The organism is Litorisediminicola beolgyonensis, assembly GCF_042679605.1.
In the GTDB taxonomy this organism is placed as follows: domain Bacteria; phylum Pseudomonadota; class Alphaproteobacteria; order Rhodobacterales; family Rhodobacteraceae; genus Litorisediminicola; species Litorisediminicola beolgyonensis.
The window spans coordinates 70,540-97,379 of record NZ_JBHTMU010000010.1; the positions used below are offsets into that span (position 1 = coordinate 70,540).

The window sequence follows — 26,840 nt, forward strand, 5'->3', positions numbered from 1 at the left end:
CGGCGGGACTGAGCGGATGGCGGCCTCGATCTTCGACAGTGCCCATCTGGGGCGGCTGGTGCCCACAGGCGAGACCGGACGGCTGTTCTCCGACAGCGCCGAGATCCGCGCGATGATGATCGTGGAGGGCACCTTGGCGCAGGTTCAGGGCCGCGCCGGGATCATCCCCGAGCTTTCGGCCCGGGCGATCCATCGCGCCAGCCTCGAGCTGCAGATCGACCCGAGCGGTCTGGCCGAGGCGACCGGCACCAATGGCGTCTCGGTTCCGGCGCTGGTCGCGGCCTTCCGGGATCTGATGCAGGCGCCAGAACATGCGCAATACGTGCATTGGGGCGCGACCTCGCAGGACATTATCGACACCGCGCTGATGCTGCGCCTCAGGCAGGTGCTGGCGCAATTCGACGAGGGGCTCAGGGCCGCGCTCTCGGCGCTCGCGCGGCTGGCGGAGGCCCATGCCGAGACGCCGATGGCCGCGCGCACCTATGGCCAGCACGCGACGCCCACGAGCTTCGGCGCGGTGGCGGCAAGCTGGGGCTGGCCGCTTCTCGACCTCCGCGACGAGCTTGCCCCCCTGCGCGCGCGGCTTTGCGTCTCGCTCGCGGGTGCGGCGGGCACGGCGGCGGAGCTGGGCGACGATCCGGCGGGCCTTCGCGCAGATTTTGCCGAGGCGCTCGGCCTCGCCGATCCGGGCCGCAGCTGGCATGCCGACCGGGGGATCATCCTGGCGCTCGCCTCCTGGGTCACGCGGACGGTGGTGGCGCTGTCCAAGATGGGCGAGGACCTGATCCTCGCGACGCAATCGGGCGTGGCCGAGGTGCGGCTCGGCGGCGCGGGCGGGTCCTCGACCATGCCGCAGAAACAGAACCCGGTGGCCCCCTCGGTGCTCGTGGCGCTGGCAAAACAGGCGCGCGGCCACGAGGCGGCGCTGATGGCGGCGGGCGCCCCGCGCCAGAGCCGCGACGGCGCGGCCTGGTTCACCGAGTGGATCGCCCTGCCCCCGCTCTGCCTGTCGCTGGCCGCGGCGCTCCATCACGCGACCGCGCTGGCCGAGACGCTGAGCCCGGACGCCGACGCGATGCGCGACGTTCTCGACGCCTCGCAGGGGCTTCTGGCCGCCGAGCGGCTGAGCTTTGCGCTGACCGACCGGATGCCGCGCCCCGAGGCGCAGGCCGAGGTCAAGGCGCTCTGCAAGGCGGTGGTGGCCGAGGGAGGACATCTGCGCGACGCGGCGCTCGCGCGCTGGCCGGATCTCGACCCGGGGCTCTTCGACGCTGCCCGGCAGATGGGACAAGCGCCCTCGGAAGCCCGCGCCTTCGTGGCGAAGGTGCGGTCTCGGGGCTGATGCGCGCGCCGCAGGCCGTTCTTCTGGGCACGGTGACCATCGACGCGATGGGCGTCGGGCTGATGATCCCGGTGCTGCCCGATCTCCTGCGCGAGGTGACCGGCTCCGGGCTGGCGCAGGCCGCGCTCTGGGGCGGGCTTCTGTCGACGGGCTTCTCGGCGATGCAGTTTCTCTGCGGACCGGCGCTCGGCGCGCTCTCGGACCGCTACGGGCGGCGTCCGATCCTTCTGGTCTCGCTGGCGGTGATGGCCGCCGATTACCTGGTGATGGCGCTGGCGGCGACGGTCTGGTGGCTCTTGGCGGCGCGGCTCGTCTCGGGGGTGACAGCGGCGACGCAATCCACCGCCTCGGCGGCGATGTCCGACCTCTCGCCGCCCGAGAAGAAATCCGCGAATTTCGGCCTGATCGGCGCGGCCTTCGGGATGGGCTTCGTGCTCGGCCCGATGCTGGGCGGGGTCCTGGGCGAGTTCGGCACCCGCGCGCCCTTCTACGCCGCCGCGGCGCTCGCCGCGCTCAACTGCGCGCTCGGCTGGTGGGTGCTGCCCGAGACGGTGACCGACCGCACCCGGCGCCCGCTGGAGATGCGGCGGCTCAATCCGCTGGGCGCGTTCCGGGCGCTCAACCGGCTCGAGGGCGTGGGCCAAGGCATCTTCACCTTCTTCCTCCTGCAGGTCGCCTTTTTCGTCTATCCGGCGATCTGGGCCTATTACGGCACCGCCCGTTTCGGCTGGTCGCCGGGGATGATCGGCCTGTCGCTGGCCCTGTTCGGGATCGCGGTGGCCTTCGTGCAGGGCGGATTGATCCGGGTGATCCTGCGCGTCCTCGGCGATCGCGGGACAGTGATCTATGGGCTCGTCTTCAACGGCGTCGCGTTCCTGGCGCTGGCGCTGGTGCAGTCGGGCACGCTGGCGATGATACTGACGCCGCTCGCGGCCTTCGGGGCGGTGACGTCGCCTGCGCTGCAGGGGATGCTGGCGCGGGTGGTGGGCGATGACGAACAGGGGGCGCTGCAGGGGCTCTTCTCGTCGGCGGCGGCGCTGGCGGCGATCGTGTCGCCGCCGATCATGACGGCGATCTTCGCGGCCTTCACCCGGCCCGAGGGTCCGTACTTCCCCGGCGCGCCCTTTCTCGCGTCGCTGGCGATCCTCGGGCTGGCTCTGGCGCTGGTCCTGCGCCGCGGCTAGGGTCCCGGGCGACGACCGAAGGAGCCCCCCATGACCCGGATCACCGCCGCCCTCGCCCGCGCCCATGGCGCGCCGATGACGCTCGAGGAGTTGGAGCTGCGCGCACCGCGCGACGGCGAGATCGAGGTCACGATGGAGGCCGTCGCGGTCTGCCATTCGGATATCGGCTATTGGGAGGGCGGCTTCGGCGGCGCGGTCCCGGCGGTCTATGGCCACGAGGCGGCGGGCCGGGTCTCGGCGCTCGGGCCCGGGGTCGAGGGTCTCGAGATCGGCCAGCGGGTGGTGGTGACGCTGATCCGCGCCTGCGGCGCCTGCGCGACCTGCGGGTCCGGGCGTCCGACGCTCTGCCGCACGCCGCGGCGCCATCCCGGCCCCCTGACGCTGCCCGATGGCGGCGAGGTCAATGCCGAGATGGATTGCGGCGCCTTCGCCGAGCGCGTGGTAGTCGAGCGCGGTCAATGCGTGGCGGTGCCCGATGCGCTGGGCCCGGCCGAGGCCTGCCTTCTGGGCTGCGGAGTGATCACCGGGGTCGCCTCGGCGGTGCATGCGGGGGGCTTGCGCGCGGGCGAGGACGTGGTGGTGATCGGCGCGGGCGGCGTGGGGCTCAACGCCATACAGGGCGCGCGGATCGCCGGCGCCCGGCGGATCGTGGCGGTGGACCTGTCGGAGGCGCGGCTCGAGGATGCGCGGCTTTTCGGCGCGACGGATGTGGTGCTGGCGAGCGCGGCCAAGCCCTGGCGCGCGGCGCTCCGAGCGATGGGACGCGGGGCGGATCTCTGCCTTGTCTGCGCGGGCGCGGTCGCGGCCTACGAGGACGCGATGCGTTATCTCGCCTGGGGCGGACGGATGGTGATGGTGGGGATGCCGCATTCGGGCCAGATGGCGCGCTACGAGCCGGTGGTCGCGGCCTTCACCGGCCAGCACATGCTGGGCGCCAAGCTCGGCGACGCGGTGATCCAGCGCGACATTCCTTGGATGGCCGATCTCTACCTGCAGGGGCGGCTGAAGCTCTCGGAGCTGGTGTCGCGCAGTTGGTCGCTCGCGGAGATCAACGAGGCCTTCGCCGACACCAAGGCCGGGGGCGCGCGGCGGAACGTCATCCTGTTCTGACCTTCGGGGCTGGGCGGGGGCAGAATTTTAATTAAAATTCTGCGGCTTGTGGGGAGCGCGCGGTCTGGGCCGGGCGGCGCGCTCGTGGCGCTCTTTCTGGGCCGAGAGCGCCGGACTGAGGCGGCCAGCGCCTGTCCGTGGGATGGCGCTGTGACGCCCGAGCGGTGGGCTTTATGGTTGCCAGGGTCGGATGACCTCTGGGGTGAGCGCGTGCGTCACAAAAGCGCCAGGCCGCCGGGACAGGCAGGCGTCGCCATCGTCGCTCGGACCGATGGCGCTCCTCCGGCGACCCAGGCGCCTTCGGCTTATCCCGGGCCTTGGGAGGAGACTTACAGTTGGCATTTGTCTGAGGCCAAAGTGGCTCGATCAGCCTGAGACCGCTCGATGCGTGTCTCTGTCAACAACGCGGACAGCGTCAGCATACGACATCTGGGGCGGTCTGCGTCTGCCCGCGGGGTGGCGCTGCAACGCCCGAGCGGTGCGCTTTATGGCGGCCAGGGTCGGATGACCTCGGAGGTGTGCGCGTCCGGCACCAAAGCGCCAGCCCTCCGGGACGGGCAGGCGCTGGCCCGGCGCCTTCGGCTTGATTCCGGGCCTGGGGCGGAGATCGACCTTGGCGAAGGCGCGCAGAGCGCGTCAGCTCAGGCCGCCATCTCCCATGGGCGCGTGAAGGCGCCGAGCGTGTCGGCGATCTCGGCCTCGGAGGTGCCGTTCGCGGTGACCTGCGCCACGAGGCCGCGCTTCTTGTCGTCGATGACCGAGGTCACGCGGGCGTCGAGGCCCTTCTCTTCCAGGGCACCGTTATAGACCCGGGTGATCGCCTGCTTGCGGAGATCGGGCTTGAAGACCTTGCCCACGGCGGTCTTCGGCAGCTCGTCGAGGATGGTCATGTGCTTGGGTTGCGCCGCGCGCTCGTGGACATGGCGCTTGCAATGCTCGAGAAGCTCCTCCTCGGTCACGCTCGCCCCGCCCACAAGCTCCACATAGGCGCAGGGAAGCTCGCCCGAATGGGCGTCGGGTTGGCCGATGGCACCGGCGAAAGCGACAGCGGGATGGCCCAGAAGCGCCTCCTCGATCTCGGCGGGGTCGATATTGTGACCGCCGCGGATGATGAGGTCCTTGGCGCGGCCGGTGATCCAGAGATAGCCGTCCTCGTCGACGCGGCCGAGATCGCCGGTGCGCAGGTAGAGGCCCTCGTGGAAAAGGTCGCGGTTCTTGTCTTCCTCGGTATAGGTCGAGCCCGCGTAGACCCCGGGGTTCGAGACGCAGATCTCGCCGATCTCGTCGGTGGCGCATTCGCGCGGGCCGTCCGGGGTCTGCTTGACGATCTTGACCTTGGTATAGGGGAAGGGAATGCCGATGGAGCCCACCTTCTTCTCGCCATCGACGGGGTTCACGGAGACGAGACAGGTGGCCTCGGTCAGGCCGTAGCCTTCGCAGATGGTGACGCCCGCGGCCTCCTCGAAGCGGCGGAAGAGCTCGAGCGGCAGGGGTGCTGAGCCCGAGAACGCCGTCTTCACCGTCGAGACATCGGCATCGACCTTGCGCTGCATGAGCGCCGAGATCGCGGTCGGCACGGTGATGATGAAGGTGATCTTCCAGCGCTCGACGAGCTTCCAGAAATTGTCGAACACCCCCTCGCCCCGGTAGCCCTGCGGCGTCGGGAAGACCACATGCGCGCCCGAGGCGATGGCGGCCATCAGGATCACGTGGCAGGCGAAGACGTGGAAGAGCGGCAGCGGGCAGATGATGTTGTCCTCTTCGGTGAAGAGAAGCTTGTGACCGAGCCAGCCGTTATAGATCATCCCCGAATAGAGATGCTGGGCGACCTTGGGCATGCCGGTGGTGCCGCCGGTGTGGAAATAGGCGGCGATCCGGTCGCCGGCGCTGTCGGCGAAGTTCAGCTCCTTGGGCTGCTTCCTCATCTCGCCGCGGAGCGATTTCACGTCCGCGGTGATCTTGCCGCCCTTCGGCCGGATCAGCGGCACGATCCAGCTTTTCGGCGGGGTCAGGTAACGGTTGAGATCGACCTCGAGCACGGTCTGGACCTTGGGCGCATGGCGCACCGCCTCGGCCACCTTCTGGGCGACATCGGTCTTGGGGAAGGGCTTGAGCATGACGACGACCTTGGCGCCGGTCTCGCGCAGGATGGCGGCGATCTGCTCGGGCTCGAGGAGCGGGTTGATCGGGTTGGCGATGCCCGCCACCGCCGCGCCGAGCAGCGTGACCACGGTCTCGTTGCAGTTCGGCAGGACATAGGCGACCACGTCCGTCTCGCCGATCCCGAGCGAGCGGAAGAGGTTCGCCGCCTGCGCCACCTGCGCGCGGAGCTCGGACCAGGTGAGCGTCTCGGCGCGGTCCTCGGGGCCGGAGAAGATCTGGTAGCTCACCGCCGGTCGGTCGGGATGCGCGCCCGCGGTCCGCGCCAAGAGCCCGTAGAGCGTTTTCGGCAGATCGCGCTCGTCCCACGGCATCTCCGCTTCGATCGCGTTGCGGTCGGCCATACCTGCAAAAGTCATGAAATCTCTCCTCGTCTCCCGGCGCGCAGTCTCTCTGCGCGGGGCGTCGCTGGCAAGGGGATGAGACGCAGCGGCAAATCGCTTCTGACGTGACGTCGGCGGCGGGTCGACTTTTCCATCGCGCGCGCCATATCGCCACGCACGTGATTAATCCTCCCTCAAGGTGACCGAATATGACGTTTCTCGCCCCCTTCCGCCCGCAACTCCTGTCGGTCCTTCGGATCATGACAGCGCTCCTGATGCTCCAGCACGGCCTGACCAAGGTGGTGAACTGGCCCACGAGCGATTTCAACGGGGTGCCGCTGACGACGCCGCCGGGATTCGCGGGCATCCTCGAGCTGGTCTTCGGGGCGCTTTTGCTGATCGGTCTCTTCTCGCGGCTGGCGGCCTTCATCCTGTCGGGCACGATGGCGGTCGCCTATTTCCTGGCGCATGCGCCGCAGGGCTTCTTCCCGATGCTGAACGGCGGCGAGCTGGCGGTGCTCTACTGCTTCACCCTGCTCTATCTCGCGGCGGCGGGACCGGGGCCCTGGTCGGTGGACGCGGCGCGCGGGCGCTGAGTGTCGTGGCTTATGGCCGGGAGGCGCGTGTCTCCCGGCCTCATTATCGAGTGACGGAGTGTGTGCTGTGGACCTGATCGACCTTCTGGAGACGGCCCGCGCCGAGTATGTCGCGGTGTTCGAGGCCGCGCATGCCGAGCAGAGCACCCGGTTCGGCGAGGTGATCCCCGAAATGGCGTTTCGGGCCGGCGACGGGCCCTTTCACGGGCGCGTCGTGGTCGATCTGATCGGGCGCAGCGCCGGGGGCGACCGGGCCATCGCGGTGCTGCCTCCGGAGGCCGCTTCCGTCGGTCCGGGCGCGGTGGAGTATGCCGGGCTCGACGTGTCGGTCGAGGCGCTGTCCTGGGGGGCGGTGCGGTTCGAGGTCGCGCCCACGCCCGTCGAAATCGCGGGTCTCGGCGCATGGTTCGATGACTGGATCGACCTCGAGGGCGGGCACCAGACCGAGGGGGCGCTTCTGTCGGGCGTGATCCACTCGGTGAACGTGACCTCGCGCGGGATCGAGGTGGATTTCGGCTCTGCCCCCGTTGCCGCGGCGACCGAGCTTCTGGCGCTTCTGAGCCAGAGCGGCGTCGAGACCGTCACCATCGCGGGCCCGAAAGAGGCGCGCTGAGCCTCTCACTCCCTTGACCGATATCAGGGCCCTCTGCCCCGGCGGCGGTCTAGGCTCTGTGCTGACGGGCGTGCTGACCGCCCGTCTCGGGAAGAGGAGACCGGGACATGAGAACGATCTTGATGGTGGTGGCGCTCTTCGTGCCGTTCGGCCTCGCGGGCTGTGCCGGGACCGCGCCCACGACCTATCCGATCTCGGGCGAAAGCTGCAGTCCCGCCGATCCGGTGCAGGATCTCGACGCGACCGATTGCGTGCAGCCGGTCTGAGACCCGGCTGGTCACTCACGGGACCAGAGGGGCCGCGCCAAGAAGGCGGCGCGGCCCCTGCCCTTACTCCCAGCAGTTCACCAGGACGGTCATGTCCGAGGCGATGGCGCTCAGGTCCTCGGGCGCCATGGCGGTCTCGCCTTGGGTCGTCCGGGTGCGCGCGCCCGCTTGGGTGACAAAGCTCCAAAGCTTCTCGGCCCGGGCCGAGAAGCTCACGCCGTCGGGCAGCTGGCGGTTGCCGTTCCGGACCGGCACAGGCACTCGCGGGCACGGCGGGTTAGCGACGTCCTGAGGGTGCGCGTGGGTCCATGGCGGGAGAGGTGGCCGGGCCGGAGGGTGCGCGGCGGAAGTGCCGCCGCTACAGCCCCGGCTCTGGACCGGGCCGGTCCCGGGGGACCGCCGATTCATGCACCGATCGAAGCAGCGGCGCCACGAAGGCGGCGCGGCCCCTGCCCTTATTCCCAGCAGTTCACCAGAACGGTCATGTCCGAGGCGATGGCGCTCAGATCCTCTGGTGCCATGGCGGTCTCGCCTTCAGTCGTCCGGGTGCGCGCGCCCGCCTGGGTGACGAAGTTCCGAAGCGGCTCGGCCCGGGCCGAGAAGCTCACGCCGTCCGGCAGCGGACGGTTGCCGTTCCGGACCGGCACAGTCGCGCGCGGACAAGTCGCGGTGACGACATCCTGTGGGTGCGCGCGGGGCCGCGGCGGGAGAGGTGTCCGGGCCGGAGGGTGCGCGGCGGAAGTCCCGCCACTACGGCCCCCGGTTCGCGACCGGGCCGGTCCCGGTGGCCCAACGATTCATGCACCGATCTGAGCAGCGGCGCCGCAAAGGCGGCGCGGCCCCTGTCCTTACTCCCAGCAGTTCACCAGAACGGTCATGTCCGAGGCGATGGCGCTCAGATCCTCGGGCGCCATCGCGGTTTCGCCCTCGGTCGTCCGGGTGCGCGCGCCTGCCTGGGTGACGAAGCTCCGCAGCGGCTCGGCCCGGGCCGAGAAGCTCACGCCGTCGGGCAATTGGCGGTTGCCGTTCCGCACCGGCAAGAGCATGCCGAGCACCGCGCCCCCCGCATCGAGGACCGGCCCGCCGATATCGGCGGGCTGCGCGACCAGATCGAGCCGCGCCAGCGTCGGCTCGCCCGAGAGCCCCTGCAGATCGGCGAGCGCGCCATAGGTCAGGGTCGGTGCGGGCAGGACGCCGCCATAGGAGAAGCCGGAGACCGCGACCTCGGATTTGAGCCGCGGCGCGTCGCTGCGGAAGGTCGCCGAGGCGAGCGGTGCGAGGCGCTCGGCGGGCTCCAGAAGGGCGGCACCGAGCGCGGCGTCGCGCGCCACGACCTTGGCCTCGATGGCATCGTCGAGGGTGATGCGCCCGCAATCGGCAACCGCGTCGAGCGCGGTCAGGACCAGCCCGGAGTCGTCGGCATAGAAGCCCGAGGCCCAGAGGCGCGGCTGGCGGATGCGCAGACCGGCCACCAGATCGACCGACTGGCCCTCGTCGCTGCGGGCCGAGGGGTCGAGGATGCCGGGAACGGCGGTGAAGCTCTCGCGCATGCGGGCCAGGACGCGGGTGCGGCGATCCTCGTCGCCCGCGGGCCAGATCAGGGTGAAGCCCTTGACCCCGCCATCGACCAGCCGCGCCTCGGTCACGCTGACGATGCGGTCGTTCTGGCCGGTGAGGCTGAACCCGTCCGAGCGGCGCTCGCGCGGGCCGTTCGGGGGCACGATCTCGAGCGTCTGGAGGATCTCGTAGAGCCCCCAGAGCGTCGCCCGGTCGCCCGGCTCGGAGATCAGGAGCACGCGGGCGTCGAGATCGCCGGTCGGCTCGTAATGCAGGAACGGCGCCTCGGAGCGCGCGAAGGAGACGACGCCCAGCGGCAGCTCCATCTCGATCCCGGCGCGGGCCTCGCGGACGCGCTCGAAGCCCAGCCCGTCGAAGACCGCGTTATAGGCCTGGAAAAGCGCGGCGCGCTGGCGGGTGGTCAGGATGCCGGTGACCTCGTAGCCGTTCTGGCGCTGCCATTCGGCCATGGCGTTGCGGGTGCCGGGGCCGTAGGCGGCGTCGATCGCGCCGCCATAGACACCCGCCCAGCGCAGCGCCTCTTGCAGCGCGAGCTTCTCGTTGCGGGTGAGATCGGCCTCGGAGGCGCGGGCCTCGCGCGGGGTCTCGTCGGTCGCGGCGGGGACCGGCGCCGGGGTGCCCGGCTGTGCGGGCTCAGGCGTCGCGGCGGCGGTTGTGGTGTCGGTCGTGTCGGGCTCGGACGGCTCCGCCACCGGCTCGGGCGCGGCGGCGCCTGCACCGATCGGGAAGAAGCGGCCGCGATACTCGCCCGCGGTCTCAAGATAGCTGTCGCGCGGGATCTGGCCCTGGCTGCGGAGGCGGCGCAGGAGGGCCGCGGCCTCGTTCTCGCTATAGGGGCCGAGCGCGATGCCGTACCAGCCGCCGCCGAGCGAGAAGCCGTTCACGTCCTGAAGATAGGAGGCATAGTCGCGCACCCGGTCCTCGGCCCGGTTCAGCGACGGCTGCGCCTCGATCTGGATATAGGTCCCGGCCTGCTGCGCGAGCGCGGAGGTGCCGGAGAGAAGCAGAGCCGCAAGAGCGAGCGTCCGGATGCGAGAGATCATGGGGGCGCGTCTCCGAAGGGGTGTTGCGATAGGTTTTTGCCGGTTTAGCAACTCTCACAGGGGCTGCACCTCAAATATTGCGGAGCGGCGCGATTGACCGGGCCGGTGTGTCCGCCTAATCAGTCGCCCGACCGCCCCAGACAGGGCCCCGCGGTCGCGGGCCCGACATGCCCCGGAAGGACGCCACCATGAGCACGCCCGACAAGCCGCGGAGTTTCCAGGAGATCATCCTGCGCCTGCAGGGCTACTGGGCCGCGAAAGGCTGCGCGGTCCTGCAGCCCTACGACATGGAGGTGGGCGCGGGCACGTTTCACCCGGCCACCACGCTCCGGGCGCTCGGGAGCCAGCCTTGGGCCGCGGCCTATGTGCAGCCCTCGCGCCGTCCGACCGACGGGCGTTATGGCGAGAACCCCAACCGGTTGCAGCATTACTACCAGTACCAGGTCATCATCAAACCCTCGCCGCCCGATCTGCAAGCGCTCTACCTGGGCTCGCTCGAGGCGATCGGGATCGATCTCGACCTGCATGACGTGCGCTTCGTCGAGGATGACTGGGAAAGCCCGACGCTCGGGGCCTGGGGTCTTGGCTGGGAAGTCTGGTGCGACGGGATGGAGGTGAGCCAGTTCACCTATTTTCAGCAGGTCGGCGGGCATGATTGCCACCCGGTCTCGGGCGAGCTGACCTACGGGCTCGAGCGTCTGGCGATGTATGTGCTGGGGATCGACCACGTGATGGAGATGCCCTTCAACGCCCCCGACGCGCCGATCCCGCTGAGCTATGGCGACATCTTCCGCCAGACCGAGGAAGAATATTCGCGGCACAATTTCGATGCCGCCTCGACCGAGATGCTCCTGCGGCATTTCGAGGATGCCGAGGCGGAATGCGCGCGGCTTCTGGCCGAGCCCGAGGTGGATCCCAAGACCGGCAAGCGGATCGTGATGGCGCATCCGGCCTATGACCAGTGCATCAAGGCCAGCCATCTCTTCAACCTGCTCGATGCGCGCGGCGTGATCTCGGTGACCGAGCGGCAGGCCTATATCGGGCGGGTGCGGACGCTGGCCAAGGCCTGCGCGGATGCGTTCGTGACGACCCGGGCGGGCGGGGCCGCGGCGTGATGGGCAAGATCCTTGCCGGTCTGATCGTGGTCTGCGCGCTGGTCGCGGGCGCGGCGATGTACTGGCTGCAGGTCTATGCCTATTACGACGAGGTGCCCGCCGAGGGCGCGTCGGTGGTGCTGACGCCACGCGACGGCGGCGCGCCCGAAGCCCTTGAGATCGCGGAGTTCCAGGGGATCGACGCGGACAGCTCTCCGTTGCGCTACCGGGCGTGTTTCACCACCGATACGACGCCGAGCGCGCTGGACGCCCGGTTCGAGCCCTATGGCGGCGCCGAGCCGCGCGTCGCGCCCGGCTGGTTCGACTGCTTCGACGCCGAGGAGATCGGCGCGGGGATCGACGCGGGCACCGCGCAGGTGTTCCTGTCCGAGCGCAACATCGCCTTCGGCATCGACCGGGTGGTCGCGGTGACTGAGGACGGGCGCGGCTATGTCTGGCAGGAAGTCAATGAATGCGGCGACAAGGCCTATGACGGCACGCCCTTGGGCGAGGATTGCCCGGAGCGCTGAGCGCTCGCCTGCCCCGGCATGGGTTGGGGCTTCTTTTCAGCGCTGAAATATCAAAACGGACAGAGTGACCGCGCCAGCTCCGAGCGACCGACGGCGCAAAAACGGGAACAAAAGGCGTATCTCGCGCGCTCCTCAAGGGCCAAGTGCGAGGAGAGCCAGCCATGTCCAGCGATACGCCCCCCGGATGGGTCGTCCCGATGATGCGCGCCGGATATACGGCGCGCGCGATCACCTATCTTGCCGTCGGCGGTCTCGGCGTCGCCGCGGCGATGTCCGGAGGCAGCGCCGAGGGCACCACCGGCGCGATGGCGCAGCTTCGGAACGAGCCGTTCGGCCTGCTCCTTCTGTGGGTCGTGGCGCTGGGTCTCGCCTGCTACGCGGTCTGGCGCTTCTGCGCCGCCTGGTACGATCTCGAACGGCGCGGTGACGATGGCGAGGGGCTTTTCGCCCGGGCCGGGCTTCTCCTGACCGGCGCGATCCACTTGGCGCTCGGCATCTCGGTCGCGGGCATCGCGATGGGCGGTGGCGACGGGGGCGATGGCGGTGCCGCGCAGGACTGGACCGCGAAGCTTCTGCAGATGGAGGGCGGCCGCTGGATCGTCGGCGCGGTGGCACTCGGCACGATGGCGGCCGGTGCCTATTACGTCTGGAAGGGCATCGACGAAAAATACAAGCGCACCATGCGCGTCACTCCGACGACCCGGAAGCTGGACCCCGCGCTGCGCTTCGGCTTCGTGGCCCAAGGCACGGTGATCGCGATCATCGGTCTTCTGATCGGCTATGCCGCCCTGCGCGTCGATCCGAGCCAGGCCGGAGGTGTCGGTGCCGCGCTCGATTACGTCCGCTCGATGAGTTTCGGCCGTATTCTGCTGGGCCTTCTGTCCGTGGGGCTTCTGGCCTTCGCGCTGGAGAACGCCGTCGAGGCCGTCTACCGGATCGTGCCGCGCTGTGCGGGGCCGGATGTCGATACGCTGAAAAGCTGGGCCAAGCGCAAGGCCCGCGAGGCCGAGGCGCAGGCCAAGGCCGCGGGCTGAACGACGATCAGGTCTCGGGTGCGCCCCTGCGGGCGCGCCAGCCGCCGCGGCGGCCCTTGCGGTCCGGGGCGGCGAGCCCCTCGCGCAGGACCTGCGTCATCGGGTGATCCTCGGTCCCGTGCCGCTCCAGCAGCGCCGTGATGGCGTGCTGCGGGTCGGTGTCAGCCGGGAGAACCAGCGCCCAGTCGAGAAAGATCGTCCGGCAATCGGCGAGGTCGATCCCGTCGATTCGGTAGGCTTCGGCGATCTGGCCCTGGGGGTCGATGGCATCGGTCATGCGCTCTCTTCGGGCTCTGGTAGGATCGTGTCAAGACAGCGGCCCGCGGCCTCGGTGTCCTCGGCGAGCGTCTTGCCGAGCGTGTCGAGATCGGGCGTGCCGGTCAGGCGGCAGAGGAGCGACGCGCCCCCTGCCCCGAGCGTGTCGGGATCGATTGCCCCATCGGCGATAAGCTTGGCCCCCATCTGCAGGGCCCGAAGGCGCAGGTAGGTGTCGCGGAGCGTCTTGGCCCCTCGCTCGTCCAGAAGCCCGCACTGCTCTGCCGCCGCGATGCCGTCCGGGGTGCTCCGCGTCTGCGCCTGCTGCGACAGGAGCGCACCTGCCTGCGCGAAAAGCTCGATCTCCTGCATGCGGCCGCGGCCGATCTTGGTCTCCCACGCGCCGCCCTCGCCCTTGGCGGCGGCGATCCGGGCGCGCATCTTGGCGACCTCTCCGAGCACCGTCGCGGCGTCATGAGGCTTTGCCAGCACGTCGCGGCGCACGGCGTCCACATCGGCGCCGACGCTTTCGCTTCCGGCGACGATCCGGGCGCGGGTCAGCGCGAGATGCTCCCAGGTCCAGGCCTCTTCGGCCTGGTAGGCGCGGAAGGATTGCAGGCTGGTGGCGACCGGCCCCTGGTTGCCCGAGGGGCGCAGGCGCATGTCCATCTCGTAGAGCCGCCCCTCGGCCATGGGCGCGGTCATCGCCGCGACCAGCGCCTGCGTCAGCCGGGCGTAATAGGTCCGCGCGGGCAGCGGGCGGCGGCCCTCGGACGCCTCGACCCCGTCGGCATCGTAGATCACGATCACGTCGAGATCGGAGCGCGCGTGCAGATGCCCCGCGCCGAGCGAGCCCATGCCGAGGACCGCCGCGCCGCGTCCCGGGGGGGCCCCGTGCTTCCGAGCGAACTCGGCCACGACCTCGGGGAAGAGCCCGGCGAGCGAGGCGGTGGCGATCTCGGCATAGTGCCGCCCGGCCTCGTCAGGTCCCGAGAGGCCGCGCAGGAGATGCACGCCGGTGCGGAAATGCCATTCCTTGCCCCAGCGGCGGGTGGCGTCGAGCTGGCGCTCGTAATCGTCCTCGCGCGAAAGCCGTCGGGCGAGCGCGTCGGTCAGCGCCTCGGGCCCCGGCCAGGCGGCGAAGAAATCGCCGCCGATCACCGCGTCGAAGACACCGGCATTGCGCGACAGGTAGCGGGCGAGATCGGGCGAGACCGAGACGATGTCGACCAGCAGGTCGATGAGCTGGGGATTGGCCTCGAAGAGCGAGAAGAGCTGGACGCCCGCGGGCAGGCCTTCGAGAAAGCCGTCGAAGGCCAGGAGCGCCTCGTCGGGCTGGGCGGCCTCTTGCAGGCGGGCGAGGATCTCGGGGCGCAGGCGCTGGAAGATATCCAGCGCGCGGGCCGAGCGCAGGGCGGCGTAGCTGGGCCAGCGGGCGGTGATCTGGGCGCCGAACTCGGGCGCGGGCTCGGCGCTTTGGCGGGGGCTGTCCGGGGCGAAGAACTCCTCGGTCAGGGCGTGGACCTCTTCGAGCCGGGCGCGGAGGTCCTGCTTCAGCTCCGCGAGGTCGCGGCCCATGAGACAGGCGAGCCGCTCGAAGCCCTCGTCGGTCTGCGGCAACGCGTGGGTCTGGGCATCGGCGACCATCTGCACCCGGTGCTCGACCTCGCGATGGGCGCGGTAGTGATCGGTGAGCGCGCGGGCGGTCTCGGGCGCGATCCAGCCCTTCTCGGCCAGCACCGACAGACCGGTGACGGTCTGGCGCACGCGCAGGTCGGGATCGCGGCCCCCGGCGATGATCTGGCGGGTCTGGGTGAAGAACTCGATCTCGCGGATGCCGCCGCGGCCGAGCTTCATGTCGTGCCCCGAGAGCGTGATCGGCCCGCCGGTGCCCTTGTGCTCGCGGTAGCGCAGCCGCATGTCATGGGCGTCGCGGATGGCGGCGAAGTCGAGATGCTTGCGCCAGACGAAGGGCGTGAGATCGGCGAGAAAACGCTCTCCGGCGGCGATGTCGCCCGCGGCGGCACGCGCCTTCACATAGGCGGCCCGCTCCCAGGTCCGCCCGAGGCTTTCGTAATAGCGCTCCGCCGCCTCCATCGGCATGGCCACCGGCGTCACCGCCGGGTCGGGGCGCAGGCGCAGGTCGGTGCGGAAGACATAGCCCTCGGCGGTCATCTCGCTCAGCGCCTGGCTCATCTTGCGGGTGGCGCGGATGAGGCTGGCGCGGGCCTCGTGATAGGCGTCGCGGTCGTAGCGGGTCTCGTCGAAAAGGCAGATCAGGTCGATATCGGAGGAGTAATTGAGCTCGCCCGCCCCCATCTTTCCCATCGCGAGCGCGACGAGACCGCCCGCGCTGGCGATGTCCTCGGGCCCCTGCCCGGGCAGCTTGCCGCGGCGGATTTCCTGGGCCACGGCCCAGCGCATCGCCCAAGCGGTCGCGCGGTCGGCAAAGCCGGTGAGCGCGCCGGTCACCTCGTCGAGCGTCCAGGCGCCGCCCAGGTCCATGAGCGCGGCCAGAAGCGCCACACGGCGCTTGGCTTGGCGAAGCGCGGTCCGGGGATCGCCCTCGGGGTCGTCGCCCGCCACCGAGAGCAGCGCGTCAAGCGCCGCTTCGGGGGCGTCGAGCGCGGCTTCGAGCCACTCCGCCTCGCGCAGGATCAGCCCCCTGAGATAGGGGCTGGAGCCGCCGGCCCCCGCGATCAGCTCGGCGGCTTCGCCCCTGGCCCAGGGCGCGGCGTCACGGGCATCGCGACCGCCTTCGGTATCGAAGGGGCGCGGGCATCGGGTGAGGTTCAGGCGATCGGACATGCGCGCGAGAGAGCCATGCGCGCGACGGAATGGCAACTGGCACGCTCTTGCGGCCAGGGCCCCGGGCGGTCCATGAGGGGGGAAAACAGGAGGTTTGGGGTATGAGCAAGAGTTTGAAGCGCGTGCGCGCGGCGCTCGAGGCGGCAGGGACCGAGGTCGATATCCGCGAGGTCGGACAGGCCCGCACGGCCGCCGAGGCCGCCGCCTCGGTCGGCTGCGAGATCGACCAGATCGCCAAGTCGATCATCTTCCGGGGCGAGACGAGCGGCGCGGCACTGCTCTTTCTGACCGCGGGCGGCAACCGCGTCGACGACGCGAAGGCTGCGGAACTGGCCGGCGAGCCGCTCGGCAAGGCCGATGCGGCGCTCATCCGGGCGCAAACCGGCTTTGCCATCGGCGGCGTCGCACCGGTGGGCCATCTCTCACCGATCCGCGCCTGGCTCGACCCGAGGCTCCTGGACTTCACCGAGATCTGGGCGGCGGCGGGCACGCCCCGGCACGTCTTTCGCCTGAAAAGCGCCGATCTGGCCCCGATGACCGGCGCGGAAGCGGCTGATTTCACGGCCTGATCGCGGAAATGTAAAAAACTTTCACATAGAGGCTTGAAGCGGGCGGGACGAGTTCCGATCTATTGGATGTGAAAGACATTCACATGGACCCGAACCCAAGACAGACATCCTAGAAAAACGGAGACCCGAATGAGCGCCTATGCCTCGACCGCATCCCTGCCCGACCGAGCCGGATGGCTCAGCCGGGCCGAAACCTGGCTGGACCAGCGCGGCAAGCCCGCCTGGATCGCGGCCACCGTCCTCGGCTTCATCATCTTCTGGCCGGTGGGCCTTGCCGTTCTTGCCTACATGATCTGGAGCAACCGCATGTTCTCGAAATCCTGCCGCACCTCCAACCGCCACGCCCGGGCCCGCCACGGCTTCTCGGCGATGAGAAGCTCCGGCAACGCCGCCTTCGACGCCTACAAGGCCGAGACGCTGCGCCGGCTCGAGGAAGAGCAGCAGAGCTTCGAAGAGTTCCTGCGCCGCCTGCGCGAGGCCCGCGACAAGGCCGAGTTCGACCAGTTCATGCAGGAGCGTGACACCACCGTGACCGACCCTCGGGCCGAGGCCTGAGCATCCCTGTCCGGGCCCCGCGCGGGCCCCGGCTCCCGACCCTTCGCGACGAGAGGACGCAAATGACCCGGACCATGACCTACCTGCCCGACCCCGTGGCCGAGCCGCAGTTCTACGACAGCGTCGCCGTCAAGCGCGCGCTGGCCTGGGTGGTCGACGTGACGCTGATCGCGCTGATGACCTTTGTCGCCAGCCTGCTCACGCTGGGGATCGGGTTCTTCTTCCTGCCGGTGATGTTTCTCGCCATCGGCTTCACCTATCGCTGGTTCACCATCGCCGGCGGCTCCGCGACCTGGGGCATGCGGCTGATGGCGATCGAGCTGCGCGACCAGTGGGGGAAGGAACTCGATTTCGGCAGCGCGTTCCTGCACACGCTGGGCTACACGCTCTCGATCGGCACGGCGCTGATCCAGCTGGGCTCGATGCTCCTGATGCTCACCACCGAGCGCGGCCAGGGCCTGACCGACATGGTGCTCGGCACGGTCATGGTGAACCGCCGCGGCTGAGCCTGCGACATCACTCCCGACCAGGATGGCCCGCGCCCCGGCGCGGGCCTTTTCTCGCCTTCGGGCGGCATCGGGAGGCGCGAAGCGCCGCTCCGAGCCGCCCCGGGCGCGCCGCCCCGCGAAGGGCGGCGCGCTGCCGCGTTTACCTCGCGTGATCCGGGGACTTGGCGCGTGGTTTAAAGATTGTTACCGTTTTAAGGATTGACCCCGAAGGAACGACGATGCGCCACACGCTGCCCCTCGCGCCCCAGTTCTACGTGACGGCGCCGCAGCCCTGCCCCTACCTGGACGGCCGGATGGAGCGGAAGCTCTTCACCGCGCTCCAGGGCGAGCAGGCAGAGCGGCTGAACGACGCGCTGTCGAAGCAGGGCTTCCGGCGCTCGCAGAACGTCCTGTACCGCCCCTCCTGCTCGGAATGCGCGGCCTGCCTGTCGGCGCGGATCGACGTGTCGCGCTTCGTGCCCTCGAAAAGCCAGAAGCGCACGCTGCGCCGCAACGCGCATCTCGAACGGCGTGCGACGAGCCCTTGGGCCTCGGAGGAGCAATACGCCCTCTTCCGCCGCTATCTAGACAAGCGCCATGCCGATGGCGGCATGGCCGATATGGACGTGTTCGAGTTTGCCGCGATGATCGAGGAGACGCCGATCCGCAGCCGCGTAATCGAATATGTCGACCGCGAGAGCGGCGATCTGACGGCGACCTGCCTGACCGACGTGCTCGATGACGGGCTGTCGATGGTCTATTCCTTCTACGAGCCCGACCTGCCGCAGCAGTCGCTTGGCTCGTTCATGATCCTCGACCATATCGAGATCGCGCGCGAGGCCGGGCTGCCTTACGTCTATCTCGGTTACTGGGTGCCGAACTCGCCGAAGATGGGCTACAAGGCCAATTTCTCGGGGCTCGAGCTGTTCCGGCAGGGGACCTGGATGCCGCGCCGCGAGGATGACGATTTCAGCGCCGAGATCTCGCCCGACGGCACCGATCCGATCGCCGAGCAGGTCGCCAATATCTCGCTTCCCGACACCCGCGGCTGAGCGGGCGGCGGCAGAATTTTAGATAAAATTCTGCTCCGGGCGCGGTTGGAAAAACGGCCCATCTTCGTTCGGCGGGGCAAGCGTGCCTCTCGCCAGAGGCTCCAGAATTTTAATTAAAATTCTGGAGCCCGCCCGTGTCTGGCTCAATGCTCAGAGAACGACGATCCCGGAATGCTTGGCCTTGTGCTCGGGCTCGACATGGATCGTGACCGTCACCCCATCGCGCGCCGCGCGCACCGCCGCCTCGATCCGGTCGCAGATCGCATGGGCGTCGTTCACGCTCATCTCGCCCGGCACCACCAGGTGGAACTCGACGAAGCTCGCGCGTCCCGCCTGGCGCGTGCGCAGGTCATGCGCCTCGACCGCGCCCTCGGCATGGGCGGCGATGATGGCGCGCAGCTCGGCGAGCTCGCTCTCGGGCACCGCCTCGTCCATCAGGCCCGAGAGCGAGGCCGAGATCACCCGCCAGCCCGACCAGAGGATATTGACCGCCACCAGCGCCGCGAGCGCCGGATCGAGCCAGAGCCAGCCGGTCAGGACCGCCGCCGCGACGCCGATCGTGACGCCCACGGACGAGGCCACGTCGGTCCAGAGATGCGCGCCATCGGCCTGGAGCGCCGGGCTCCTGAGCCGCCGCCCGCGCCGCAGAAGGACGAAGGCCCAGAGGCCGTTCAGGACCGAGGCCAGGATATTGACGCCGAGGCCCTGCCACGGCGCGGTCAGCGGCACCGGGGTCCGAAACCCGTCCCAGGCCTCGCGCAGGATGAAGAGTGCGGCGAGCACGATCAGCACGCCTTCGAGCACCGCCGAGAAGAACTCGGCCTTGTGATGTCCGAACGGGTGATTGGCGTCGGGCGGGCGCTGCGCCACCTGCACCGCGAAGAGCGCGGCGAGCGCGGTGGCGACGTTGACGATGCTCTCGAGCGCGTCCGAGAGAAGCGCCACCGATCCCGTCATCGCCCAGGCGAGCGTCTTGATCGCAAGCACCGCAAGGCCCACGAAGACCGATCCGATCGCGATCCTGGTTGTCTTGGTCATCTGGTCCGGGCGGTCTGGGTTGCGGAAACTGTCGGAGCCGCGGCATAGCCCGCCGCGGCCCGGGGATGCAACCGAAGAGCGCGCCAGTCCCGTCCCGGGCGGCGCGCCCGGGGGCTCACTTCTTCAGAGCGTCGCGGATCTCCAGGAGCACGTCGAGCTCGGAGGGGCCGGTATGGACCTCCGGGGCGGCGTCGTCGGGGCGTTCGGCGGCGGCCTTCACGCGGTTGACCATCTTGACCAGCATGAAGACGACGAAGGCGATGATGAAGAAGTTGATCACCGCCATCAGGAAGCTGCCGATGGCGAAGACCGGGGCGCCGGCCTCTTTCGCGGCCTCGAGCGAGGCGTGCTGGGAGCCGTCGAAGGTGTAGTACCAGCCCGAGAAATCGATCCCGCCGGTGAAGAGCGCGATGATCGGATTGATCAGATCGCCCACGAGCGAGCTGACGATCGCGGTGAAGGCGGCGCCGATGATGATGCCGACGGCCATGTCCATGACATTGCCCTTGGCGATGAAGTCCTTGAATTCCTGAATCATTCCATTGTCCCCACTGATTATACATGACGACCGTTGACGGTCGCGGGGACGCTAAGCCGAAACGCACCGTTTATGGAATGGAAAAAGTCGTGCGCGCCGGAACTGGCGGCATATCGCTCTCGGGCCGGTTTGGCCCCGCGTCAGCCCGGCAGCGATCCGGTCAGCACGTAGCGCAGGATCGAGACGACCTCTTCCGGCGTGCGCGCCACGGCCTGCGCGGCGGCATCGACCTCTTTGAGCGCATGGTCGTGCTCTTCGGGCTGAAGGATCACCAGCGATTTGCCCAGGCCCGCGGCCATCCCGGCATCGAAGGCGGCGTTCCACTGCTTGTACTCGGTGCCGAAGCGCACGACCACGACATCGGCGTCGGAGATGCCCTTCTTGGTGCGGAGCGAATTGACCAGGGCGCCCTTGCGATCGTGCCAGAATTTCTTGTCCTCGGCGCCGAGGATCTCGACCCCGCAATCGTCCGAGGCGGCGTGGTCGGTGACGGGCGCGGTGAAGGTCACGTCGAGCCCCTGCGCGCCGTCGATGATGCGCTCGCGCCAATCGGTGTGAATCTCGCCGGAGAGATAGACATTGAGGCCCATGATCGCTGCTCCTTCGGGTATGTGCGGTTGCCCCTGGACCTAACCCGACAGGCGCGCGCTTCAACCGGGGTGGCGACAGCCGGTACCATCCCGGCGCATGTCACGCGCACACCCGCACGGATCGTCGTCCGGGATCGACGTTCTACCTTCGGCCAAAGGCGACAGGCGTGGACCGGTGCGGCGCCGCGCGCCACGGGCGGCAGAATTTTAATTAAAATTCTGCGGGTTGCGCGGAGGTCAGCCGCGCAACGTGCCGCCTGTGGCCTTGCTCACCTTCTCGACGATGCGCGCGCCCACGGCCTCGATCTCGGCCTCGGTCAGGCTCTTGCCCTGCGGCTGGAGCCGGACGGTGATCGCGAGCGACTTGCGGCCTTCTCCGAGGCTGCCGCCGATGAACTCGTCGAAGACGCGGACCTCCTCGATCAGCGCCTTGTCGGCCCCCGCCGCGGCGTTCACCAGATCGAGCGCCTGGACATCGGCATCCACGACGAAGGCGAAGTCGCGCTCCACGGGCTGGAGATCGTTCAGGAGAAGCGCCGCGCGGGTGGTGGTGCTCTTCTTCGGCTCGGGGATCTCGGCGGGCCAGAGGGTGAAGCCCACGGCCGGGCCCTTCACGTCGAGGGCGCGGAGGACCTTGGGGTGGATCTCGCCGAAGACGCCGAGCACCTTCTTGGGCCCGAGGCATAGCACACCCGAGCGGCCCGGGTGCCACCAGCCCGCGGCGTCGCGGCGGATCTGCATCTTGGCGGGCGCGCCCATCGCGGCGAGAAGCGCCTCGGCATCGGCCTTGACGTCATAAAGATCGACCGCGCGCGCGGCGCCGTGGACATCCTTGGGGCCGGTGCGCCCGACGCGGATGCCGCTCAGGAGGAGGTGCTGCTCGCCCGGCTCGCCGCCGTGGAAGGCCGAGCCCAGCTCGAACAGCGCGAGATCGGCGAACCCGCGCGCCTGATTGCGCGCCGCGGCCTGGAGAAGGCCCGGCAGGAGCGCGGGGCGCATGTGGCTCATCTCGGACGAGATCGGGTTGGCGAGCATCGAGGCGTCATCGCCGCCGCCGAAAAGCTGCGCCGCCGCCTGGTCGATGAAGCTGTAGGTCACGCATTCGTTGTAGCCGAGCGCCGCCGCGGTCCGCCGTCCGGCGCGCTCGCGGCGCTGGAGGGGCGACAGGATCGGGCGCGGGACGCCCGGGTCGAGCCGCTTGAGCGGACGGCCTTCGAGCCTGGTCAGGGACGCGATGCGGGCGACCTCTTCCACGAGATCGGCCTCGCCCATGACGTCGGATCGCCAGGAGGGCACCTGCGCAATGTCGCCGTCGAGCACAAAGCCGAGGCTTTCGAGCGTGGCGCGCTGGGTCTCGGCGGGAATGTCCATGCCGACGAGGCTCTGCACCCGGTCAGTGTCGAGGCGGAAGGCGCGGGTCTCTTCGGGGATCGCGCCCGCGACCATGACCTCGGAGGGCTCGCCGCCCGCGTGCTCGAGGATCATGCGCGTCGCGGCCTCGAGCCCGTGCGGGGTCCAGGCCGGATCGATGCCGCGCTCGAAGCGGTAGCGCGCGTCCGAGTTGATCTTGAGCGCGCGGCCGGTAAGCGCGGTGCGGATCGGATCGAAATAGGCGGCCTCGACGAAGACGTTGACGGTCTCCTCGGTGACGCCGGTCTCGGCCCCGCCCATGACGCCGCCGATGCTCTCGACGCCGGTGTCGTCGGAGATGACGGTCATGCCCGGCTCGAAGACATAGGTCTTGTCGTCGAGACCCACCAGCGTCTCGCCGCCCTGGGCCGCGTGGATGCGCAGGTTGCCCGCGACCTTGTCGGCGTCGAAGACATGCAGCGGGCGGTTGCGGTCGAAGGTGAAGAAATTGGTCACGTCGACGAGGAAGGAGATCGGCCGGAGGCCCACCGCCTTGAGCTGCGCCTTCAGCCAGTCGGGGCTCGGGCCGTTCGTCACCCCGCGGATGACGCGGCCGTAGAAGACCGGGCAGCCGTCGCGTGCGTCCTCGTCGATGGTCACACCGATCGGGCACGGGAAGCTGCCCGGGACCGGGTCGACCGTGCCGGGCTTGAGCGTGCCGAGGCCGCGCGCGGCGAGGTCGCGGGCGATGCCGTGGACCCCCAGCGCGTCGCCGCGATTGGGGGTGATGGCGATCTCGATCACGGGGTCGATCTTCTCGGGCGCGTTCTGCGCCAGCCAGTCGGTGAAGCGCTCGCCGACCTCGCCCGAGGGCAGCTCGATGATGCCGGAATGTTCGTCCGAGAGCTCCATTTCGCGCTCGGAACACATCATGCCGTGGCTCTCGATCCCGCGAATCTTGCCGACCTGGATCGTGGTGTCGATGCCGGGGACGTAGGTGCCGGGGCTGGCAACGACGACGGTGATGCCCTCGCGCGCGTTCGGCGCGCCGCAGATGATCTGGGTCTCGCCCTCGGCGGTGGCGACGCGGCAGACCTTGAGCTTGTCGGCATCGGGGTGCTTTTCGGCGGCCAGGACCTTGCCCAGACGGAAGGCCCCGAGGCGCTCGGCGGGGTTCTCGACGCCCTCGACCTCGAGCCCGAGGTCGGTCAGGGTCTCGGCGATCTCCTCGACGGATGCGTCGGTCTCGAGGTGGCGCTTGAGCCAGGACAGGGTGAATTTCATCGATCTCGCCTCACACACGCGGATTGCGAGGCGTCTCTAGCGGATCGCCGCGCGGGGTTAAAGACTGCGCGTCTCTGGCTGGTCGCATCTAGGGAGGGGATCGGCCGTGCCGGCCGAACGAGAGGCGCTGCCTCTCGTGCTCTCCGGGATATTTATCGACAGATGAAGATCAGGGGGCGGGCCCGGGCTGGCGCAGCCTGCGCTCTTTGGTTGGGCTGGGGAGCCGCCTTTGGTGACCTCGGGCGCGGTTTGGGGACGGGCTGCGCTTTGAGGCTTGGGGGGGGGCGGGATGCGGGGGCTTTTGCGGCCCCGCATGGGAGAGGCGCTGGGTCTCGCATGCGGGGAATGTCTTGGACAGAGGGCGGCCGGGGGCCGGTCCCCGTCAGGGAAAACAGGGCGCCAGCATCAGGCCCTGGGTCTCGGGCAGGCCGAGCATCAGATTGGCGTTCTGGAGCGCCTGGCCCGAGGAGCCCTTGGTCAGGTTGTCGAGCGCCGCCACGACGATCGAGCGTCCGCCGATACGGTCGCCGGTCACTCCGACATGGCAGAAATTCGAGCCGCGCACATGGTGCGTCGAGGGCGTCTCGCCGAACGGCAGGGGGATGATGAAGGGCTCGTCGGCATAGGCGTCGCAGAGCGCGCCGTGGACCTCGTCCGGGGCGCCGGTGACATAGGCCGTGGCGAGGATGCCGCGGTTCATCGGCAGGAGATGCGGGGTGAACTGGACACGGACGTCGCGGCCGGCAAGTGTCGAAAACTCCTGGTCGAACTCGCCCAGATGCCGGTGGGTGCCGCCGACGGAATAGGCATTGGTCCCCTCGGAGAGCTCGGCGTGGAGGAGGTTCTCCTTGAGCGACCGCCCTGCCCCGGAAACCCCGCATTTCAGATCGAGGATGATGTCATCGAGCCCGATCACGCCCGCCGAGATCAAGGGCCGGATCATGTACTGACCGGTGGCGGCGTTGCAGCCGGTGCCCGCGACCAGCCGCGCCGCGGTGATCTCGTCGCGGTAGAACTCGGTCAGGCCGTAGACCGCCTCTTTCTGCATTTCGGTCGCGGCATGCGGGTTGCCGTACCACTTGGCATAGGCCTCGGGGTCGCGGAGCCGGAAATCGGCGGAAAGATCGACGATCTTGAGATGCTTCGGCAACTCGCGGATCACCTCCTGGCTGGTCTTGTGGGGCAGCGCGCAGAAGCACAGGTCGATCGCGGAGAAATCGATCTCTTCCCAGGTCACGAGTTTCGGCAGGTCGAGATGGCGCAGATGCGGGAAGACCTGATCCATCCGCTGACCGGCCTTGGAATTGGCGGCGAGGGCGGCGATCTCGAGATCGGGATGGGTGGCGATCAGCCGGATCAGCTCGGCGCCGGTATAGCCGGACGCGCCGATGATGGCGATGTTCTTGGTCATGGGTTTGGTCCTGTTCTCAATGGATTGCAGATCGGTCTTCAGACGAGGCGCGCGCGGTCACGCGGCCAGAAACTCGATCTTTCGTCGGAGAAACTGGGTGGCCTGGCCCGACACCTTGCGCGGGTCGCCGGTGGTCAGGAAGGCCGAGGTCTCGCCGGGCCCGCGCATCTCGGGATGGCGGGTGAGATAATCGGCGAGGCTTTCGGCCACGAGCGAGGCCTGGCTGTAGACCGACACGTCCGGCCCCAGCGCATCGCGGAAGATGTCTTCCATGAGCGGGTAATGCGTGCAGCCGAGGATCGCCGCGTCGGGCTCGGGCATCTTGCGCAGGAGCGCGTCGACATGGCTGCGCACGAGCGCTTCGGCGAGGATGGTGTCGCCCTCCTCGATCGCGTCGACGAGACCGCCGCAGGCCTGCGCCTCGACATCGACGCCGATGGCGCGGAAGGCGAGCTCGCGCTGGAAGGCGCGGCTCCGCACGGTGGCGGGCGTGGCGAAGAGCGCGACGCAGTTCACGCCCACCTCGCGCGGCGGCGAGTTGTCGCCCCATTGCCGTTCGGTCAGCGCCTCGATCAGCGGCACGAAGACCCCGAGGACGCGCTTGTCGCGGGGGATCCAGCTTTCCTGCATGCGCCGGAGCGCGGCCGCCGACGCGGTGTTGCAGGCCAGGATCACCAGGTCGCAGCCCTCGTCCCAGAGCCGCGACACCGCGCGGGTGGTGAGCTGGTAGATGTCGTCGGCGTCGCGCACGCCGTAAGGCGCATGCGCGTTGTCGCCGTAATAGACAAAGGGCACGTCGGGCAGCCGCTTGCTCACCGCGTCGAGCACGGTGAGACCGCCCAGCCCCGAATCGAAGACGCCAACCGCCATGGTCCGTTCCCGCCTGCCCTTGATGCCCCGCGCGCCTCAGGCGCGCCGGTGTTTATCCTCGAACTCGAAGCCGATCTCGTCGCAGGGGAACGGCTCCGGTGACAGCTCATACGTCGCTTTGCGAAGGAAATCCATCAGCCCGCGCGCATCGCCCGCAAAGGGGGCCAGCGTCTCGGCGCGGAGGGGCTGGCCGATCACCAGCCGCACCGGCTTGTCGACGCGGCGACCGAACTCGCGGATGAGAAGGCCCATGCGCAGCGTGACATGCAGGTGCGAGGCCATCTGGAAGAGCCGCGAATTGTGCCCCTCGAAATAGACCGGGACGACGGTGGCGCCGGAGCGGGCGATCATCCGCGCGGTGAAACTGCGCCAGGAGGGGTCCATCGGGCGCGTCATGGGCCGCGTCGCGGTCGAGACGGTGCCGCCCGGGAAGACGCCGATCGCGCCGCCCGCGCCGAGATAGTCGAGCGCGGTATTGCGGGTGAGGAGATTGGCCTCGACCGCCTCGCGGGTGCCGTCGAAATCGATGGGCAGGATGATCCGTTCGAGATCGGCGGCCTTGCGGAAGATGCGATGGGCGAGGATGCGGAAATCGCCGCGGGCCTGGGACAGGAGATGCCCCAGAATCAGCCCGTCGAGAATGCCGTAGGGGTGGTTGGCGACCACGACCAGCGGGCCCTCGCGCGGGATCGCGTCGAGCGCACCGGCGACGAGGTCGAGGCGCAGGCCGTAGCGCTCGATCATGACCTGCCAGAAATCCCGCCCTGCGGCGACCTCGTGCTCGTATCCCGCCGCGCGCCGGATCAGGCGGCCGCGGCCCGAGGCGGTTTCGAGCAGGCGGATCATGGCGCGGCCCGGGCGGGTCTGCGCGGAATGGGCGTAGGAGATGTCGCGCGCGGCGTGTCGGGTGCTCACCGTCAGGCTCCGGGCAAGGGGCGTGTCCGCACGGAATGCAACGGCAGCGCGACGGTTTTGTAAAACGATCTCGCGCGGGCGCCGAAAACCGGGCGCGCCCCTGTGGCGCGATTGCCCTTGGCAAGGCCCAAAAAAAATGGCCGAGCGCAAGGCCCGGCCAAGTCCAACAGGGAGGTATGAAGATGATGCACCATGCGGCGCTTCACCGTTCGATTGACGAAATAAGAGGCAGGGATGAAACGAT

26 protein-coding genes are annotated in these 26,840 nt (G+C 69.3%); 13 read left to right on the forward strand and 13 right to left on the reverse strand.

Going from position 1 to position 26,840, the window contains the following annotated elements; genetic code table 11:
- Positions 1-16: 16 nt before the first annotated feature.
- Genes ACFQ4E_RS07780 through ACFQ4E_RS07790 form a run of 3 tightly spaced genes read left to right on the forward strand, consistent with a single transcriptional unit; the run spans position 17 to position 3,636 of the window.
- On the forward strand, positions 17-1,342 hold the full coding sequence (locus ACFQ4E_RS07780; protein ID WP_386802377.1) for a lyase family protein: 1,326 nt from the start codon (positions 17-19) through the stop codon (positions 1,340-1,342).
- Positions 1,342-2,526 (forward strand): MFS transporter, encoded by a 1,185-nt coding sequence (locus ACFQ4E_RS07785; protein ID WP_386802378.1) that lies wholly within the window; start codon positions 1,342-1,344, stop codon positions 2,524-2,526. The genes ACFQ4E_RS07780 and ACFQ4E_RS07785 overlap by 1 nt, the downstream gene beginning before the upstream one ends.
- 30 nt (positions 2,527-2,556) lie before the next feature.
- Entirely contained in the window at positions 2,557-3,636 is a 1,080-nt protein-coding gene (locus ACFQ4E_RS07790; RefSeq protein ID WP_386802379.1) for an alcohol dehydrogenase catalytic domain-containing protein, read from the forward strand.
- A 641-nt stretch (positions 3,637-4,277) separates the two neighbouring features.
- Here the strand turns inward: ACFQ4E_RS07790 and ACFQ4E_RS07795 are convergent.
- Positions 4,278-6,155, reverse strand: a complete 1,878-nt coding sequence (locus ACFQ4E_RS07795) for an acyl-CoA synthetase (RefSeq protein ID WP_386802380.1) — start codon at positions 6,153-6,155, stop codon at positions 4,278-4,280.
- A gap of 173 nt (positions 6,156-6,328) precedes the next feature.
- Between ACFQ4E_RS07795 and ACFQ4E_RS07800 the strand changes: the two genes are divergently transcribed.
- The 3 genes from ACFQ4E_RS07800 to ACFQ4E_RS07810 all read left to right on the forward strand — a co-directional run bounded on the left by ACFQ4E_RS07800 (position 6,329) and on the right by ACFQ4E_RS07810 (position 7,594).
- A complete protein-coding gene (locus ACFQ4E_RS07800; protein WP_386802381.1) occupies positions 6,329-6,715 on the forward strand; it encodes a DoxX family protein in 387 nt (128 codons plus the stop codon).
- Positions 6,716-6,782: 67 nt separating this feature from the next.
- Positions 6,783-7,328, forward strand: coding sequence for a hypothetical protein (locus ACFQ4E_RS07805; protein ID WP_386802382.1), 546 nt, complete (start codon positions 6,783-6,785; stop codon positions 7,326-7,328).
- A 107-nt stretch (positions 7,329-7,435) separates the two neighbouring features.
- Positions 7,436-7,594, forward strand: coding sequence for a hypothetical protein (locus tag ACFQ4E_RS07810; protein ID WP_386802383.1), 159 nt, complete (start codon positions 7,436-7,438; stop codon positions 7,592-7,594).
- Positions 7,595-7,657: 63 nt separating this feature from the next.
- Here ACFQ4E_RS07810 and ACFQ4E_RS07815 read toward each other — a convergent pair whose 3' ends face one another.
- The 3 genes from ACFQ4E_RS07815 to ACFQ4E_RS07825 form a co-directional block, all read right to left on the reverse strand.
- Positions 7,658-7,849, reverse strand: a complete 192-nt coding sequence (locus ACFQ4E_RS07815; protein ID WP_386802384.1) for a hypothetical protein — start codon at positions 7,847-7,849, stop codon at positions 7,658-7,660.
- 200 nt (positions 7,850-8,049) lie between these two features.
- A complete protein-coding gene (locus ACFQ4E_RS07820; protein ID WP_386802385.1) occupies positions 8,050-8,241 on the reverse strand; it encodes a hypothetical protein in 192 nt (63 codons plus the stop codon).
- Between the two features lie 201 nt (positions 8,242-8,442).
- The gene (locus ACFQ4E_RS07825; RefSeq protein WP_386802386.1) at positions 8,443-10,215 is read right to left on the reverse strand and encodes a trypsin-like peptidase domain-containing protein; all 1,773 of its coding nucleotides are present in this window, start codon (positions 10,213-10,215) and stop codon (positions 8,443-8,445) included.
- 188 nt (positions 10,216-10,403) lie between these two features.
- Between ACFQ4E_RS07825 and ACFQ4E_RS07830 the strand changes: the two genes are divergently transcribed.
- The 3 genes from ACFQ4E_RS07830 (at position 10,404) to ACFQ4E_RS07840 (ending at position 12,873) form a co-directional block, all read left to right on the forward strand.
- Positions 10,404-11,330, forward strand: a complete 927-nt coding sequence (locus tag ACFQ4E_RS07830) for a glycine--tRNA ligase subunit alpha (protein ID WP_386802387.1) — start codon at positions 10,404-10,406, stop codon at positions 11,328-11,330.
- Positions 11,327-11,839, forward strand: a complete 513-nt coding sequence (locus ACFQ4E_RS07835) for a DUF6446 family protein (protein ID WP_386802388.1) — start codon at positions 11,327-11,329, stop codon at positions 11,837-11,839. Before ACFQ4E_RS07830 ends, ACFQ4E_RS07835 begins: the two co-directional genes overlap by 4 nt.
- 161 nt (positions 11,840-12,000) lie before the next feature.
- Entirely contained in the window at positions 12,001-12,873 is an 873-nt protein-coding gene (locus ACFQ4E_RS07840) for a DUF1206 domain-containing protein (RefSeq protein ID WP_386802389.1), read from the forward strand.
- A gap of 7 nt (positions 12,874-12,880) precedes the next feature.
- On the opposite strand, the gene ACFQ4E_RS07845 is transcribed toward ACFQ4E_RS07840, so the two are convergent.
- Complete coding sequence (locus ACFQ4E_RS07845) at positions 12,881-13,150, reverse strand: hypothetical protein (RefSeq protein ID WP_386802390.1); 270 nt, start codon at positions 13,148-13,150, stop codon at positions 12,881-12,883.
- On the reverse strand, positions 13,147-15,936 hold the full coding sequence (locus ACFQ4E_RS07850) for a [protein-PII] uridylyltransferase family protein (RefSeq protein WP_386802391.1): 2,790 nt from the start codon (positions 15,934-15,936) through the stop codon (positions 13,147-13,149). Before ACFQ4E_RS07850 ends, ACFQ4E_RS07845 begins: the two co-directional genes overlap by 4 nt.
- Positions 15,937-16,037: 101 nt before the next feature.
- On the opposite strand from ACFQ4E_RS07850, the gene ACFQ4E_RS07855 reads away from it, so the two are divergent.
- The 4 genes from ACFQ4E_RS07855 to ACFQ4E_RS07870 all read left to right on the forward strand — a co-directional run bounded on the left by ACFQ4E_RS07855 (position 16,038) and on the right by ACFQ4E_RS07870 (position 18,600).
- Positions 16,038-16,505: a YbaK/EbsC family protein gene (locus tag ACFQ4E_RS07855; protein ID WP_386802392.1), complete on the forward strand. Its 468-nt coding sequence runs from the start codon at positions 16,038-16,040 to the stop codon at positions 16,503-16,505.
- Between the two features lie 129 nt (positions 16,506-16,634).
- Positions 16,635-17,060 (forward strand): DUF2852 domain-containing protein, encoded by a 426-nt coding sequence (locus ACFQ4E_RS07860; protein WP_386802393.1) that lies wholly within the window; start codon positions 16,635-16,637, stop codon positions 17,058-17,060.
- A 62-nt stretch (positions 17,061-17,122) separates the two neighbouring features.
- A complete protein-coding gene (locus ACFQ4E_RS07865) occupies positions 17,123-17,566 on the forward strand; it encodes an RDD family protein (protein WP_386802394.1) in 444 nt (147 codons plus the stop codon).
- 221 nt (positions 17,567-17,787) lie between these two features.
- A complete protein-coding gene (locus ACFQ4E_RS07870; RefSeq protein WP_386802395.1) occupies positions 17,788-18,600 on the forward strand; it encodes an arginyltransferase in 813 nt (270 codons plus the stop codon).
- Between the two features lie 150 nt (positions 18,601-18,750).
- Here the strand turns inward: ACFQ4E_RS07870 and ACFQ4E_RS07875 are convergent, their stop codons facing one another.
- The 7 genes from ACFQ4E_RS07875 to ACFQ4E_RS07905 all read right to left on the reverse strand — a co-directional run bounded on the left by ACFQ4E_RS07875 (position 18,751) and on the right by ACFQ4E_RS07905 (position 26,596).
- Positions 18,751-19,638 carry a cation diffusion facilitator family transporter gene (locus ACFQ4E_RS07875; protein WP_386802396.1) on the reverse strand — a complete coding sequence of 296 codons (888 nt, stop codon included), beginning with the start codon at positions 19,636-19,638 and terminating at the stop codon, positions 18,751-18,753.
- A 115-nt stretch (positions 19,639-19,753) separates the two neighbouring features.
- Positions 19,754-20,176, reverse strand: coding sequence for a large conductance mechanosensitive channel protein MscL (gene mscL / locus ACFQ4E_RS07880; protein ID WP_386802397.1), 423 nt, complete (start codon positions 20,174-20,176; stop codon positions 19,754-19,756).
- 140 nt (positions 20,177-20,316) lie between these two features.
- Positions 20,317-20,766 (reverse strand): YtoQ family protein, encoded by a 450-nt coding sequence (locus ACFQ4E_RS07885; protein ID WP_386802398.1) that lies wholly within the window; start codon positions 20,764-20,766, stop codon positions 20,317-20,319.
- Between the two features lie 237 nt (positions 20,767-21,003).
- The gene (gene pheT / locus ACFQ4E_RS07890; protein WP_386802399.1) at positions 21,004-23,400 is read right to left on the reverse strand and encodes a phenylalanine--tRNA ligase subunit beta; all 2,397 of its coding nucleotides are present in this window, start codon (positions 23,398-23,400) and stop codon (positions 21,004-21,006) included.
- A gap of 382 nt (positions 23,401-23,782) precedes the next feature.
- Positions 23,783-24,811: an N-acetyl-gamma-glutamyl-phosphate reductase gene (gene argC / locus ACFQ4E_RS07895; protein ID WP_386802400.1), complete on the reverse strand. Its 1,029-nt coding sequence runs from the start codon at positions 24,809-24,811 to the stop codon at positions 23,783-23,785.
- A gap of 57 nt (positions 24,812-24,868) precedes the next feature.
- Positions 24,869-25,681, reverse strand: coding sequence for a glutamate racemase (gene murI, locus ACFQ4E_RS07900; RefSeq protein WP_386802401.1), 813 nt, complete (start codon positions 25,679-25,681; stop codon positions 24,869-24,871).
- A gap of 36 nt (positions 25,682-25,717) precedes the next feature.
- The gene (locus ACFQ4E_RS07905) at positions 25,718-26,596 is read right to left on the reverse strand and encodes a lysophospholipid acyltransferase family protein (protein WP_386802402.1); all 879 of its coding nucleotides are present in this window, start codon (positions 26,594-26,596) and stop codon (positions 25,718-25,720) included.
- Positions 26,597-26,840 lie beyond the last annotated feature (244 nt).

Bases quoted from the DNA above. Each gene is read 5' to 3' on its own strand.
- ACFQ4E_RS07830 (WP_386802387.1), top strand. From the start codon at position 10,404: ATGAGCACGCCCGACAAGCCGCGGAGTTTCCAGGAGATCATCCTGCGC.
- ACFQ4E_RS07780 (WP_386802377.1), top strand. From the start codon at position 17: ATGGCGGCCTCGATCTTCGACAGTGCCCATCTGGGGCGGCTGGTGCCC.
- ACFQ4E_RS07860 (WP_386802393.1), top strand. From the start codon at position 16,635: ATGAGCGCCTATGCCTCGACCGCATCCCTGCCCGACCGAGCCGGATGG.
- murI (WP_386802401.1), bottom strand. From the start codon at position 25,681: ATGGCGGTTGGCGTCTTCGATTCGGGGCTGGGCGGTCTCACCGTGCTC.
- ACFQ4E_RS07840 (WP_386802389.1), top strand. From the start codon at position 12,001: ATGTCCAGCGATACGCCCCCCGGATGGGTCGTCCCGATGATGCGCGCC.
- ACFQ4E_RS07795 (WP_386802380.1), bottom strand. From the start codon at position 6,155: ATGACTTTTGCAGGTATGGCCGACCGCAACGCGATCGAAGCGGAGATG.
- ACFQ4E_RS07785 (WP_386802378.1), top strand. From the start codon at position 1,342: ATGCGCGCGCCGCAGGCCGTTCTTCTGGGCACGGTGACCATCGACGCG.
- ACFQ4E_RS07850 (WP_386802391.1), bottom strand. From the start codon at position 15,936: ATGTCCGATCGCCTGAACCTCACCCGATGCCCGCGCCCCTTCGATACC.
- ACFQ4E_RS07810 (WP_386802383.1), top strand. From the start codon at position 7,436: ATGAGAACGATCTTGATGGTGGTGGCGCTCTTCGTGCCGTTCGGCCTC.
- pheT (WP_386802399.1), bottom strand. From the start codon at position 23,400: ATGAAATTCACCCTGTCCTGGCTCAAGCGCCACCTCGAGACCGACGCA.
- ACFQ4E_RS07855 (WP_386802392.1), top strand. From the start codon at position 16,038: ATGAGCAAGAGTTTGAAGCGCGTGCGCGCGGCGCTCGAGGCGGCAGGG.
- mscL (WP_386802397.1), bottom strand. From the start codon at position 20,176: ATGATTCAGGAATTCAAGGACTTCATCGCCAAGGGCAATGTCATGGAC.
- ACFQ4E_RS07845 (WP_386802390.1), bottom strand. From the start codon at position 13,150: ATGACCGATGCCATCGACCCCCAGGGCCAGATCGCCGAAGCCTACCGA.
- ACFQ4E_RS07865 (WP_386802394.1), top strand. From the start codon at position 17,123: ATGACCCGGACCATGACCTACCTGCCCGACCCCGTGGCCGAGCCGCAG.
- ACFQ4E_RS07800 (WP_386802381.1), top strand. From the start codon at position 6,329: ATGACGTTTCTCGCCCCCTTCCGCCCGCAACTCCTGTCGGTCCTTCGG.
- ACFQ4E_RS07870 (WP_386802395.1), top strand. From the start codon at position 17,788: ATGCGCCACACGCTGCCCCTCGCGCCCCAGTTCTACGTGACGGCGCCG.
- ACFQ4E_RS07790 (WP_386802379.1), top strand. From the start codon at position 2,557: ATGACCCGGATCACCGCCGCCCTCGCCCGCGCCCATGGCGCGCCGATG.
- argC (WP_386802400.1), bottom strand. From the start codon at position 24,811: ATGACCAAGAACATCGCCATCATCGGCGCGTCCGGCTATACCGGCGCC.
- ACFQ4E_RS07885 (WP_386802398.1), bottom strand. From the start codon at position 20,766: ATGGGCCTCAATGTCTATCTCTCCGGCGAGATTCACACCGATTGGCGC.
- ACFQ4E_RS07825 (WP_386802386.1), bottom strand. From the start codon at position 10,215: ATGATCTCTCGCATCCGGACGCTCGCTCTTGCGGCTCTGCTTCTCTCC.
- ACFQ4E_RS07875 (WP_386802396.1), bottom strand. From the start codon at position 19,638: ATGACCAAGACAACCAGGATCGCGATCGGATCGGTCTTCGTGGGCCTT.